Source organism: Coprothermobacter platensis DSM 11748 (genome assembly GCF_000378005.1).
Classification (GTDB): domain Bacteria; phylum Coprothermobacterota; class Coprothermobacteria; order Coprothermobacterales; family Coprothermobacteraceae; genus Coprothermobacter; species Coprothermobacter platensis.
The window spans coordinates 1,007,145-1,020,174 of sequence record NZ_KB899040.1; the positions used below are offsets into that span (position 1 = coordinate 1,007,145).

The 13,030-nt window shown below is 42.1% G+C and carries 15 protein-coding genes (1 of these 15 running past the window's edge); 4 read left to right on the plus strand and 11 right to left on the minus strand.

The window, feature by feature from the left end; genetic code table 11:
- The 6 genes from D890_RS0105505 to D890_RS0105530 all read right to left on the minus strand — a co-directional run.
- Window positions 1–1,616, minus strand: partial view of an OPT family oligopeptide transporter gene (locus tag D890_RS0105505; protein WP_018963512.1) — the 5' portion only. 304 nt of this gene lie to the left of the window's left edge; only the first 1,616 of its 1,920 coding nucleotides appear in the window; it begins with the start codon at window positions 1,614–1,616; the stop codon falls past the left edge of the window.
- A gap of 161 nt (window positions 1,617–1,777) precedes the next feature.
- Window positions 1,778–2,119, minus strand: a complete 342-nt coding sequence (locus D890_RS08070) for a PqqD family protein (protein ID WP_018963513.1) — start codon at window positions 2,117–2,119, stop codon at window positions 1,778–1,780.
- Between the two features lie 70 nt (window positions 2,120–2,189).
- Window positions 2,190–4,103 carry an OPT family oligopeptide transporter gene (locus D890_RS0105515; protein WP_018963514.1) on the minus strand — a complete coding sequence of 638 codons (1,914 nt, stop codon included), beginning with the start codon at window positions 4,101–4,103 and terminating at the stop codon, window positions 2,190–2,192.
- A 94-nt stretch (window positions 4,104–4,197) separates the two neighbouring features.
- The gene (locus D890_RS0105520) at window positions 4,198–4,851 is read right to left on the minus strand and encodes a hypothetical protein (RefSeq protein ID WP_018963515.1); all 654 of its coding nucleotides are present in this window, start codon (window positions 4,849–4,851) and stop codon (window positions 4,198–4,200) included.
- Between the two features lie 5 nt (window positions 4,852–4,856).
- Window positions 4,857–6,002 carry a hypothetical protein gene (locus D890_RS0105525; RefSeq protein WP_018963516.1) on the minus strand — a complete coding sequence of 382 codons (1,146 nt, stop codon included), beginning with the start codon at window positions 6,000–6,002 and terminating at the stop codon, window positions 4,857–4,859.
- 12 nt (window positions 6,003–6,014) lie between these two features.
- Window positions 6,015–6,605, minus strand: coding sequence for a ribonuclease H-like domain-containing protein (locus D890_RS0105530; RefSeq protein ID WP_018963517.1), 591 nt, complete (start codon window positions 6,603–6,605; stop codon window positions 6,015–6,017).
- A gap of 26 nt (window positions 6,606–6,631) precedes the next feature.
- On the opposite strand from D890_RS0105530, the gene D890_RS0105535 reads away from it, so the two are divergent.
- Window positions 6,632–7,081, plus strand: a complete 450-nt coding sequence (locus tag D890_RS0105535) for a hypothetical protein (RefSeq protein ID WP_245533151.1) — start codon at window positions 6,632–6,634, stop codon at window positions 7,079–7,081.
- Here D890_RS0105535 and D890_RS0105540 read toward each other — a convergent pair.
- The 4 genes from D890_RS0105540 to D890_RS0105555 are packed head-to-tail and all read right to left on the minus strand — an operon-like array spanning window position 7,041 to window position 10,700.
- Window positions 7,041–8,339 carry a hemolysin family protein gene (locus D890_RS0105540; protein WP_018963519.1) on the minus strand — a complete coding sequence of 433 codons (1,299 nt, stop codon included), beginning with the start codon at window positions 8,337–8,339 and terminating at the stop codon, window positions 7,041–7,043. The two genes, D890_RS0105535 and D890_RS0105540, sit on opposite strands and share 41 nt — an antisense overlap.
- Window positions 8,340–8,364: 25 nt before the next feature.
- Complete coding sequence (locus D890_RS0105545; protein ID WP_018963520.1) at window positions 8,365–9,282, minus strand: hypothetical protein; 918 nt, start codon at window positions 9,280–9,282, stop codon at window positions 8,365–8,367.
- The gene (locus tag D890_RS0105550; protein WP_018963521.1) at window positions 9,282–10,430 is read right to left on the minus strand and encodes a hypothetical protein; all 1,149 of its coding nucleotides are present in this window, start codon (window positions 10,428–10,430) and stop codon (window positions 9,282–9,284) included. The genes D890_RS0105545 and D890_RS0105550 overlap by 1 nt, the downstream gene beginning before the upstream one ends.
- Before the next feature lie 18 nt (window positions 10,431–10,448).
- Window positions 10,449–10,700 (minus strand): metal-sensitive transcriptional regulator, encoded by a 252-nt coding sequence (locus D890_RS0105555; protein WP_018963522.1) that lies wholly within the window; start codon window positions 10,698–10,700, stop codon window positions 10,449–10,451.
- 212 nt (window positions 10,701–10,912) lie between these two features.
- Between D890_RS0105555 and D890_RS0105560 the strand changes: the two genes are divergently transcribed.
- Window positions 10,913–11,077 (plus strand): XapX domain-containing protein, encoded by a 165-nt coding sequence (locus tag D890_RS0105560; protein WP_018963523.1) that lies wholly within the window; start codon window positions 10,913–10,915, stop codon window positions 11,075–11,077.
- 76 nt (window positions 11,078–11,153) lie between these two features.
- Window positions 11,154–11,573 carry a 23S rRNA (pseudouridine(1915)-N(3))-methyltransferase RlmH gene (locus tag D890_RS0105565; RefSeq protein ID WP_018963524.1) on the plus strand — a complete coding sequence of 140 codons (420 nt, stop codon included), beginning with the start codon at window positions 11,154–11,156 and terminating at the stop codon, window positions 11,571–11,573.
- Between the two features lie 10 nt (window positions 11,574–11,583).
- On the opposite strand, the gene D890_RS0105570 is transcribed toward D890_RS0105565, so the two are convergent.
- Complete coding sequence (locus D890_RS0105570) at window positions 11,584–11,919, minus strand: iron-sulfur cluster assembly protein (RefSeq protein ID WP_169333495.1); 336 nt, start codon at window positions 11,917–11,919, stop codon at window positions 11,584–11,586.
- Between the two features lie 74 nt (window positions 11,920–11,993).
- On the opposite strand from D890_RS0105570, the gene mnmA reads away from it, so the two are divergent.
- The gene (mnmA, locus tag D890_RS0105575) at window positions 11,994–13,019 is read left to right on the plus strand and encodes a tRNA 2-thiouridine(34) synthase MnmA (RefSeq protein WP_018963526.1); all 1,026 of its coding nucleotides are present in this window, start codon (window positions 11,994–11,996) and stop codon (window positions 13,017–13,019) included.
- The last annotated feature ends 11 nt before the right edge of the window (window positions 13,020–13,030 follow it).

Below are 13,030 nucleotides of genomic sequence, written 5' to 3' on the forward strand. Positions count from 1 at the left end.
ATAGGCAGATATAATCCCAAAGCGACAGGCATTATAGGTATTTCTAATATGGCAAGAACGATTGCAAAAACGACACCAATAATGACCAGCACCCAAGGCAAATCAGCACTAAACACACCTTCTATGATCATCTTCATCAATGTAGCTTGCGGTGCGGCAATGTAAGAAGTACCGAAACCCCACGCTTGGTTGAGTAATGTAAGAATAAAACCAATAACAGCAGCAGAAGCAACTACACCGATCATCATACCTGCTTCAATACGCCAAGGAGTACCTCCCACTAAATATCCCACTTTAGTATCCTGCACAACATCACCGGCAACTGCTGCGGCCGTACACACAATAGCACCCACAGCCAAAGCTGCAACCATACCGGTGGTACCTGTCCAACCCGTTGCCTTCATGATCAATGCAGTTATCAAAACCGTAGCGATAGTCATACCAGAAACAGGGTTATTCGAACTGCCTATGAGACCGACAAGCCTGGAACTAACAGTAACAAAGAAGAAACCAAAAATGGCTGCTAACAGAGCACCAAGCCAACCCATGTGCATTTGGGGAATGAATACGGACACAATAATCGCTACGACAATACCACCAATCATGATCATGGGGTTCAAATCAGCATCTATACGGGACACTTTACCATTCGCTTTACCACCAAATCCCTTTAAAGCTTCTCTGAATGATTTAAACATGGTGGGGAGCTCTTGTATGAGACTTATGAATCCACCACAAAGCATTGCACCTGCGCCCATGTATTTGAGATAGCTCGACCAAATATCCCCGTAGGACATCTGTGAAAGGGGCACTGTGCTCGGGAATATGGGGCTAGCAACTGACTGTCCAAAGAAGGTGATCATTGGTATAAGCATGATCCATCCGAAAACAGCTCCAGCAAACATGTATGACGAGATTTTCGGACCAACGATAAATCCTATGCCCAGAAGTGAAGGTAGTACATCAAGGCCGATAGCAGCATTTTTTATACCAGGAATAGTCCACCCAACTTCCGTGCTGAATAAGTTCATGCCGTCGCCCAAATACTTGTAGATGAAACCGACCAATCCACCCATCGCCATGTAATAAGCACCTGTTCCGCCCTCTTCACCTGCAACCAGTACTTCTGCACTGGCTATGGATTCAGGATAAGGCAGTATGCCATGCTGGCTCACAACCAGGTAGCGTCTTAAGGGTATCATCAGCAGCGTACCGATGGTACCACCTACAAGTGTTATTAATCCCATAACCCAAGGATTCGGATTCAAACCCCACATAAATAAAGCGGGTAAGGTAAAAATTGCACCTGCAGCCATTCCATCACCAGCAGATGCAATGGTTTGTACCATGTTGTTTTCCAAAATAGCATTTTTGCGCCCCAAAGCTTTGGAAACAGCTATGGCAATAACCGATGCAGAAATAGAAACAGAAATAGTCATGCCTACTCGTAAACCCAAGTAAGCGTTTGCGGCGCCAAATAAAATTGAAAGAAAGGCGCCTAACAAAACCGAGACAACAGTAAATTCGGGCAAAGCTTGTTCGGAAGGGATGTACGGAACATAAGTTTGTCCTTCTTTCAAACCATAAGCCCCATCTGGTAAACCTCTTTTAGCCAATTCTCAGTCACCTCCTAAAACCCAAAAGATTTCACTATATTTTAGCATTTAAACCCAGCTTACGCTTGAAACCACGTACAGTAGAAGCTATTCAATAACAATCTGGGGAACAAGGCCCATGTAGAACTAATTTATCGAGCAATTGCCTAATCTCTAAAAACTTACTTGCCTTTTTTGAAATAAATAAAATCGCCGTTATAAAGATAACGAATAAAGGTCACCAGTCGAGGAAATGTGGGAGATACTTTTTCTCCCATCTGTTCTTCTAAAAGCGTGCCTATCTGTGCTATGCTTCTCTCTCCATCAATGAGTAACCATACACGAGAGCCTATTTCGTCAAGATCTATGGTTATCTCTTCTGGCGTTTTAAAAAGGCGGTGCATTATTTTGTCATACCACCTATTTCTGTAAATCTTTAAACTGACCAAACCTTCGTTTTCTACATGTTTGACATACCATTTCTTTACAGGTACCAGTTCCAGTGCATTGCGTTTTTTTGCCACTTTTCACCTCCGTAGTTTACGGGGGACGCACAGCGTCCCCCAGATTAGAAACTTACTATTTTACACTTCCTTAACTATTCTCTTCTTTTGGCTTTCTAAAGGTGTAGAAGCACAATACAGCTGCCACCAATAAGAATAGCACCAACGTCCAACCGTTGCTAATTGGTGGCTTGTCGAACAGCGCAACATGGACATTGAAGTATGCAAACATTGCAAGCAGCAAGCCCATTAACGCTTCGCCAGCTATCAAGCCAGAGCTAAACAAGATACCTACTTCCTGCTGCTGTGAAACCTGCTCTTCATTTTTCTTGGACATCCTGTCTAAAATACCTCTGATAAAACCACCCACAGCTATAGGAGTAGAAAGATAAATGGGTAGGTACAAGCCAATTCCTACAGGAAGAACAGGAATTCCCAATAGCTCCAGTGTTATCGCTATAAACGCACCAGCAATAACCAATATCCATGGAATGTTCGCGTTAAAAACACCTTCAATAATCAATTTCATGAGTGTAGCTTGAGGTGCAGGCACCTGAATGGAACCGAACCCCCATGCAGAATTAAGCATGATAAGAACAAAACCAATGACTCCTGCAGATGCAGCTATACCGATGATTTGTGCTACTTGCTGTCTCCATGGTGTAGCGCCCAGTAAGTAACTCGCCTTTAAGTCTTGGGAAATGTCACCCGCACTGGCTGCTGCTGTGCACACAATTCCACCAACAATCAATGCTGCGGCCATACCTGTGGTGCCAGAGAAACCTAAAGCTTTCATGATTAGAGCCGTCAGCAATACTGTAGCAATAGTCATACCAGAAACAGGGTTAGAAGAGCTTCCCACCATGCCAACAAGTCTGGAACTTACAGTAACAAAGAAGAATCCAAACACAACAACAAGCAATGCTCCCATCCATCCTAAGGGAATATCCGGTAACAAAACCATGAGAACCACCATAGCAATAATACCTATGATAAGTGATAAGGGGCTCATATCTGTATCGGTTCGTACAACTTCCGTTGCTTTTGCACCGAAACCCTTCATGGCTTGTCTAAAAGAGCTGAACATCACAGGAAGCTCTTTTATCAAGCTGATCAAGCCTCCTGCGGCTACAGTGCCAGCACCAATATATCTTAGGTAAAATTTCCAAATATCAGAATAGTTCATTTGATTTAGAGGGATTGTTGACGGGAATATGGTTGCAGAAACGCTTTGGCCAAAGAACGATATGAGCGGTATAATAACTAACCAACCCAGTACAGCGCCCGCTAACATATAGAAAGATATTTGTGGTCCGACGATGAACCCAACACCGAGTAGCGAGGGCAATACGTCAAAACCAAATGCAGCGTTCTTTATACCAGGTATTTCCCAACTTATCTCCGTTGGGAATAACAGAGCACCGTCCCCCAAATACTTGTAAATGAACCCAACTAAACCACCGATGACCAGATAATAGGCACTACTTCCACCTTCATCACCCGCCACCAGCACTTCTGCACAGGCAACACCTTCAGGATAAGGCAATATACCATGTTGCCCCACAATTAAATAACGCCGAATTGGAACCATGAACAACACACCCAAAGTGCCACCTATGAACGTTACTGCACCAATGGTCCACGGGTTAGGGTTCATTCCCCACATAAACAATGCTGGAATAGTAAAAATGGCACCAGCCGCTAATGATTCTCCTGCAGAAGCAATGTTTTCCACTGTCATGTTTTCCAGAATAGACTTACGATGCAATAACCCTCGCGTTATTGCCATGGAAATGACAGCTGCAGGAATGGAAGCTGAAATCGTCATACCCACACGCAATCCCAGGTAAGCGTTTGCGGCACCAAAAACTACAGACAAAATCACACCAAGAATGACCGAGTAAATCGTAAATTCTGGCATTACCTTGTCTGGTGGAACATAGGGAATATACACCTGTCCCTCTTCAAGCTTGTAGGCGCCCTCTGGCAATCCCCTCCTTGCCAACTTCAATCACCTCCCACAATGCATATTGAATAATGTTATTTTATCACCGTTATGTGTAGGAGATGCCTAGTATGAATAGCAAAAAGTTCTTTGTTTAACTTTCAAGCAATTTCTGCAGCCAAAATGCCAAAAACGATGCGACAATGCCAACCAATAATGCTATGGCCAAAACCGCCCAAAATGACAACGAGAAAAAGAATGTATGTATCCACAATGTCGATAAAAAAGTCACCAAAAATGAACGCCAAAGGATAGCATCAGCGCCAGACCCAAACGGGATTAACAGAGAAAGTAGCATAAAGACCATGGGAAGCGGAAAAACATTATATAATAACGAGCCTTTTTCAGCAAGTACAGATAACTGCGTATAGTCCAAGGTGTTAAGGGAAACGAATACAGAAAGATAACCAAGCGCCCAGATACCAAGCAGTAGCAAAGTCCAAATGCGTGACCACGGATGATCTATGTCTTTTAAAACCAAACCAAAACCCATCGTACAAACCAAAGCAATCAAGACCACGTTAATGGGCAGAATCCATACAAAGGTACCTCCAAAAGACATACTCGAAAGCATGAGCCACAAGAATGCAACACCAAGTACGAAACGATTATCCTTAAATACAAAATCTTCTCTGCTGATAAACTTGCCATCTTCTCTTTTTTGTTTAAGCACTAACTTCGTCGATGCAACATGAACTACCATAGCAACGACAGCAAAAACAGCCCAGACCAATAGCATTTTCCACATCGCAGCTACCTCCCTTCACCAAAAAACACATAGCTTGCTAAAAGCGCAATAATGAATGGCACCAACGTGTTTATGACGTCCAATTTTATATTGGCCCAGCCCAGAGTGGAATTGAGTATGTTTTGGATTGAGAAAAATGCGCCGCTCCCACCCCAAAGGTTGACGGCTATAGAAGAAACGAAACCGGTAAAGATGCCGGCAATTGAGAGAAACAATCCTATTATGACGGGGACAATCCCTACGTTGATGCTTGGTTTAGCTATTTGGTAACACAACCCCAATAAGAGGATAAGGACATAGATCCTTACAATGGCCACAGTAGGAGCGGTAATGAGCATCGATGCAAGGCCCGTAGCTTTAAACAGAAAGCCGACAGATGGTGGTAAACCAGCTAATACGATGGTCTGTAAAGAAGGGCTCGCCAATCTGCCTAGAACAGCCCATGGAAAAGCGATCATAGCGAGTAAAGCCAACTCAAAGCTGCCTCCCCGAGGAGAGGCAAACAAGACTGCGTATGTAATCATGAAGAAAAAGAAAAAGTCTGATTCAGCAGAATCTGTCTTTCTAAAAACACAGAACAGATAAACCATACACGGGATTAATCCTATTAACCAGAGTACAGCATCAAGGTATGATGGAGTTAGCCTTACTTCAAAAGTTGGATACCACAGAAAGAAAACAAACATGTAGCTTACTAATGTTCCCAAAACCTTTAACGTGGAAGAAGTCAAACGTGTTAAGCTAAGCGGGAGCAGGGTCAGCGATAATACATCCAATAGGAGAGAAATATTCCTTGTGAAATCGGCATTGTTTGCGAAATCAGCTCCACGCTGAGCCATCTTTTGCGGCAGTAGCCACCAATAAGAAGATTTATCTGGTTCGCCCATAGCTAAATATGTTCGAAAAATGGTAGAGCCTACCAATATGGCTGTTCCGGCCCAAAACGTCCAAGGAATACGGTCTTTGGATAACATAAAAACCAGCACATATGTTGCAAGCAAAACAATTATGGCGATCCAGTAGGTTGATCTGACTAACGGGATAAGCCATAACGCAGACAGAAGCAAAACACCGACAAACTTTACATTCTTTGATTCCACCAACTCCCAGACGCTTACAACTAAAGACGGTATTACCATAAGAAAATCCATAAATCGGCCTCCTCAGAAAAGAGATTGTTCAATGTGAAGGTATAAATTGGCTAACCCAGTAATGTCATAAAAATTGTGCTTCAGCACTTTTTCCAAACTTTCCGTGTCTCCATCATAAAGAAAATTCTGGTAATACTGCGGAACAAAACGCGAAGGAACATCGTCAACGCGTTCAATGCCGAGAAAATGCTTTTCCAAAAATGATTGCTTCAAAGAAGGAACTTTCCCTTGAAAACGTTTTTTTGCAGTCAAGTATAAATCAATGTGCAGCTCAGGAGAAAACGGCTTAAGACCATGGTATCGTAAACGTTGGTTGATAAATGGGATATCGAAATTTGCTCCGTTATATGTGACAACATCGCCTCCGTCGGTAAGTTCCAAAAACCTTTCTAAAAGGTTTTTCTCGCCTTCTTCGTCCAAAAGATAAAGTTGCGTTGCCCTTACTTCCGGTCCTCCCCGTAAGAGCCCAATAACAGTAAGGGGGCTACCCACAAGAGACAACGTTTCTATGTCTAAAAACGTTTTCGGAACCCAAATGTCGTCGCTTATCTCATATCCGCGCTCAGCAAATCCTTCATGACGTATTTCCGTAAAAACAGCCATGTGTATATGATACAATGAACTTCGTTATGTGGCTTGCATTTTTGTTTTCAATATCTGCCTTTAACAACTTTCACAGGCAAAAATTTGCCCTTTCTTTTGCTACCGCTTTAGTTATACTTGGGTATCTTTACTCGAGCAATTATTTTATATTTGTGGACATAGGCCTTCTTATCATACTGTGGATTCAGAGACCGACGCGAATACTTGTGGGCTCAGTAGTGGCTTTAGCTATCTCGCTCTTTACATTCTCTTTGATGCCATATAGCATTGTCCCCGCTTATCTATCTTTTACCCATTATTTTCTTTCTCTGGCACTTATGGCTTCTATAACAGAAGATTCACTTATCGGGGCTGCCATCCTTATTTCGGTGTTCAACAGTCAGTGGGCTGCAGTAGTTATTGCTCTTTACGCAGTCATTACAGGATATCAAGCACTTAAGAAAGCTGATCTTCTTCCGAAACTTCACGTTCGATAAGAACTTTGTCTATACGCTTATTTGTAACAGAAAGAACAGTGAACTTTGTTCCATCAATTTTCAATTTCTCCCCTACTTCTGGAAAATGTTGAAGTTGTAAGAGAATAAAACCGGCTATGGTGTCTACTTCCTCTGCCTCCAAGTTTAGATCCAAAGCGTCATTAACATCCCCTAAAGAGACCTGGCCTAAAACCACAGCCTTTACGTAATCATCAGATTTTTCTACAATCCTTATGGGCTCTTCTTCCTGGTCGTACTCATCTCGTATTTCTCCTACAAGCTCTTCAAGGATGTCTTCCAAACTTACAACGCCCGCGACAGCACCATATTCATCAACTACCACAGCCAAATGATTACGTAAACGTCGCATTTGGAAAAACACTTCATTTATCATTTCTGTTTCAGGAACAAACAGTACATCACGCCTAATACTGATCAAATCCTGCCCCATATTTCCTTGAACCTGCAAACGCATCAAATCCTTTATGTGAACCACACCAAGTACGTTATCCAACGTTTCATCACAGAGCAAAGCCCTGGAGTAACCAGAATCGAGCATAAGTTTTAGGGCATCTTCCACACTGGTCCTTTTATCAAGCCAGAACACCGCAAGACGAGGAGTCATGATTTCTCTAACCGTTGTGTCACTGAATTCAAGAACAGATTTAATCATTTCCTCTTCTTCTTGAAGAAACTGCCCTTCTGACCTGCCACGTTCTACTATTCTCAAAACCTCTTCATCGGTAACCACACTGCTATATTCCAGGCTGCCTACGCCTACAAACGCCAAAACAAGTTTCTGAACACTAGCCAGCAACCAAACAAATGGGTACAATACATAAAGAGTGGTAGCAAGGCCAACTAAAGCTCTTGGAGCAAAATAATCCCTATACCTGACAGCTAATGATTTAGGAATAAGCTCACCAAAGATTATAGAGACAAAAGAAACAAGAGCTGTGATGATGATAGCGGCTATCGTTCCACTGTTTGGTATCCCGATGCGGGATAGTACCACGCCCAAGGGAGCAACCCAGCCTAACGTGGAAAAAGAAGACATGAGGAACCCTGCAAGAGTGACACCTATTTGGACAGAAGAAAAGAAAAACGGAGGATCATCCAGCAGCTTTTTAACGAGACCACTTTTTGCACGAGCGCCCAGAACTTCCCCAATCTCATCCTTATCCATTGATACAACAGCGATCTCTGTTGCGGCGAAATAACCATTTATAAGAACCAACAAAACTAACACAAAGAACATATTCACTTGCTAATTGGAACCTCCGTTATCCGCGATAGAACACAGTGCGCCAATCTGCTCCAACTGGCCTTTCATCTATCTCGGTATCCATGACCATACCTTCAATATAGGTCGTGTGCAAAAGAACCATTGTTGAATCGATTATCATAACATCAGGCACTGTTATGTTGTAATTCTCAGCAGAACCTTGACGTTGAGGCACTAGGCCTTCTGTAAAAACTTTTCCGTTTACTTCATTAAAAAGATTTTCTAAGTCATTATCAATGGTCTTGACATTAAAACCAAAGGAGGCGAGAACATTAGGACCCCATGGTAGACTCGCTCGTGAATAATCATCTTCAATGACTTTTCTCAGCTTCGCCAATGCATCATTTTTCCCAGAAGCCATTGATTCCAAAGCTTCTAAAGAACGCAGCGTACGTTTGTAAGCATTGTAAGCAGCACTCACGGATAAGGGGCTAACATCCTTTGTTATCGGTTCTACTGCCTGAGGGAAACTCTTAAGTAGTTCCAGATAACCCAAGAAAAGGTCCACGTCTAAAGGAATATAGCGGTGATTCTCATCAACGGGATTCCAAGGCGTATTAATAGAACCCCACCACATACCCATCTCACCTGTTTGTGTAAAGTAAACCGTATCTGCACCACATGCTATCAAGTTAGCTCCACCATAACACGGCCCATTAACGACAAAATCAAAACGTTCCTTAGAACGCTTGATGTGGTCAACTATGCGGAAACCAAGCTCAGGGCGTAAAGTTGTGGTTACAACAGAAAGCAAAACAGTTTTCGGAGCACGTTCAACAGCGTTCAGTATGTAACCCAGGATATCGTCCCCTACTTCTGTCTGAGGACGAACAAAAACTACAACCGGCCACTCACCGGTTGCGTCACCAACGTTTTTAACTATGTCAGATAGTAAATGATAACTTTCACTGTCCATTATCTTGTAAGAATAATTATATCATGATTGCGCGTAACCAAAGCCAGCCATTTTTCGTTCCACGAATAATCCATTACCTCAACACCTGAAAACCAACGTCCGTCACTGGAATAAAGATACCTCTCGCCAAGTAAGTATTCACTATGAGACGGAGAAATTGTAAATTTTGGAGAATCTACAGGCTCTCCCGTAAGGAAATCCCAAAATATCATGCCATTCTTTGTTTGGAAAACGATGTAATTGCCCTCTACGTCTACCAATTCACCCGGCGCTTCATGTACCCATAGCCAAGCGCCATTGTCTTTATATGCCCATACTTTATTCCCGTAAAAGACAAAGCCAGAACCGCTTTTATACCAGCTACCACTTTTTTCTGGTGCATCCACCGACCAAACACGCCAACCATATTCGACATTGTACTGACTCACCGTCGTAGAGGAAAAGGCTAACATTGAAGTATCGCTGACAATCTTCACTTTGGAAAAATCATCAGTGGCAGTTCTCAATATGCTTCCTGTAGATAAAGAGGGAGTAAGTACCAAAATGTTACCATCTAAAGAGTATTCATCGCTTATCTGGGCACTGGCAGTAACAATAGCAGGCATAGTGATAGTGCTGGTACCAATAGTTACCGTGGATTGCATGGGAACAGATTGGTAGTAAACGCCGTACAGCGGAACAACAGATCCTTGGTCATAATCAAACCCAACGAAGGAACTTTTAGCAACATTTAATGGCAAGGCTTTGCCATTTATCATAACAGTCGCTTCTCCAGAGAAACCAGGCAGCCATAAATAGTTGCCTTTTGCATGATATAACCCATCTATGGTTTGTACAGTAAAAAGAGATCTTGCAGGTCCTCTCAGAAGTAGGCCTGTAGGCATTATATTGATTTTTTTATTGTCCTCTGGTTTTATGTAAATATCCTCTTTTACTAATGTCAATCCGCTATACTTAACCTCCACCACATGCTTTCCTGCTGAAACAGACCCAGAGCTGAACGCTGCATTGTCCAGAAAAGTAGCAAAACCATTAGGAACCGACAATGTGACTTTTCCATAAGGAGCTGGTACCACCATGGAAAATATAAGCCACACACCACCAATAATCGCTATTATGGTGAAAACTAAAAACACACGCCACTTCACAACGATAAACCCCTTCGTTTAAGAAAGTGACGCAATAATCTTGAGGATTTTACCAATTTCTGCTTCTTCATTATCGTCATATGATACGCAATTGCAAAGGTGTGCCTTAGCAATCTCCACACCCACGCTTTTTAGCGCTTCGCGGGCAGCTACTATCTGATATAAGATGTCGCTGCAATTTCTTCCATCCAAAACCATTGATTCAATGCCCCTTATTTGCCCGTCAATTCTCCTCAAATGTTTTATGACCTTATCCTTGGCGTCTTCCAACGGCACTCACCTCTGTGCTTATTATAACCTTGCGGCTTTCTCTTAGTAAGGAACTATTGAAAACCGCATTCATATATTTCTTTGAGAGCAGGTAGCTGACCGCTATTTATCTTATCTCTAAAATGATGGAACCTTAAACAATTTTTCTTGCGTTCAGTTTCTTGTAAAATATTAGAGCTCAAAAAAATTTATTGTCTATTGAGGAGGATGTCATGATCTTACAAAGTATATTGGCCACTATTGCCGGCTTCGCTGTAGGTTTTCTGTTTTCGCTATTAAAATTGCCCGTTCCAGCGCCTGCAGAGCTCCCCGGTGTCATGGGTGTTGTAGGCATGTTTTTAGGATTTGTAGCAGCTCGTGCTGTATTCAAACATTAGTTTTGTAATAGAACGTTATTTCTGGGCGGGACATACATGTTACATACCCGCCTGTTCTTTTTTAAAATAGGATTATATGAAAATAAATCTTATAGCGGTGGGTAAGTTAAAGAAAGACTATGTCTCCGAAGGTATGTACGACTATATGGAAAGAATTAAACATTACATACCCTTTCACCTCATTGAAACAAGTAGTGAAAACCCTATTCAGTACTTACAAAAGAAAGGTATGCACATAGCCTTGGACATTAATGGAAAAGAGATGTCTTCTGAAGCATTTGCTACGTTCATAAACAATCTAATGAACACTTCTACTGATGATGTTTATTTTTATATTGGGGGAGCCAACGGGTTCAATAGTGCTTTCATGAAACAAGTAAACGAACGCATATCTCTTTCTCAGATGACTTTTCCTCATGAGTTAGCGCGTTTGCTGTTTCTCGAACAACTTTATAGGGCGCTAACAATCATTAGAGGCGAACATTACCACAAATGAAAAGGGCTGCTTATTGAGCAGCCCCAGGGTTCATTATGGCAGGGTTGATAAACTCCGGCGTCCAGCTCGGGTCAAACACTAATTCCACGTTAACATGTGGTCTTAGTGCTAAAGATGTAAGTATATCTTTAACCTGGGCAACCATATAGTCCATTAATGGGCAACCAGCAAAGGTCATGGTCATCTTGACATTAATGGTATCTTCTGTTATGCCCAAGCCATAAATAAGGCCAAGGTTGACCACGTCAAAACCAATTTCAGGATCTATTACCTGCTGCAAACTTTCTAAAATCGTTCTTTCCTCTTCTGTTTTTGCATCTTGCAAATATACCGGTCTAAAATCCACTTCATGCACCTCCACGCATATTATATACCCCCTCATAGGGGGGTTCCAATACAAAATAGTATAATATTGTTCCGATGAAGATCGCAGTCGGTTTATCAGGTGGAATTGACTCTACAGCCAGCGTTCTTAAACTGCTCCACGAAGGACATGACGTTGTTGCTGTTTTTCTGAACATGCTTCCAGAAGGCGTTTATCAAGAGAAAACATGTTGCTCATTGGACAGCAAGCTTTTGGCTAGGCGAGTCGCTAAACAAATAGGAGTGCCTTTTGAAGAATGGAATTTGCAAGAAGATTTTTCTTCAAATGTGATAAGTATTTTTAAAGCCATGATGAAGAGAGGCCTTACACCGAACCCATGCGTTTTCTGTAATAGATCTGTAAAGCTCGGAACTTTCGTAAGAATGGCATTGGAACGTGGTTTTGACGCTGTAGCAACAGGGCATTACGCTCGTCAGTGTGAAGGTCAACTTTATAAAGGAAAAGATTTATGGAAAGATCAATCATATATGCTCTCTTTGGTATCTCCAGACATACTCAAACACGTTATCTTCCCTTTAGGGAACTTAACACGTGAAGACGTCATCGATTTCGCACAGTCTAACGGTATCACCTATATACCACGCAGTAGTCAAGACATTTGTTTCATGCCACAGGGCGGTTTTGATGCCTTCGTTCAACAGTCGTTTCCAGAACTGTCAAAAGAAGGAAATGTCATTTACCATGGCAAGACTATAGGGCAACATCGTGGCTATGCATATTACACTATTGGCCAAAGAAAAGGCATAGGTATCGGCTTTAAGGAGCCTCTATACGTTAAAGCCGTAGAACCAAAAACGAACACTGTTTTCGTAGGTACATCAGAAGAACTTTTCTCTGGTGCCATGGATGTTGCTGTTATAAATAACTTTATGCCTGTTTCTGAAATGTCTCAAATCAAAATACGTTATCACGCCCCATCGGTTAATGCGCATGTAGAGAGAATCAAAGGAACAATACTTCATGTCGTTTTTGAGAAACCTGTTAGGGCAATAACACCGGGTCAAGTAGCAGTAGCGTATGAAGATGATGCCGTACAATGGGCGGGTATCATTCTAAGATAGCAAAATTGATC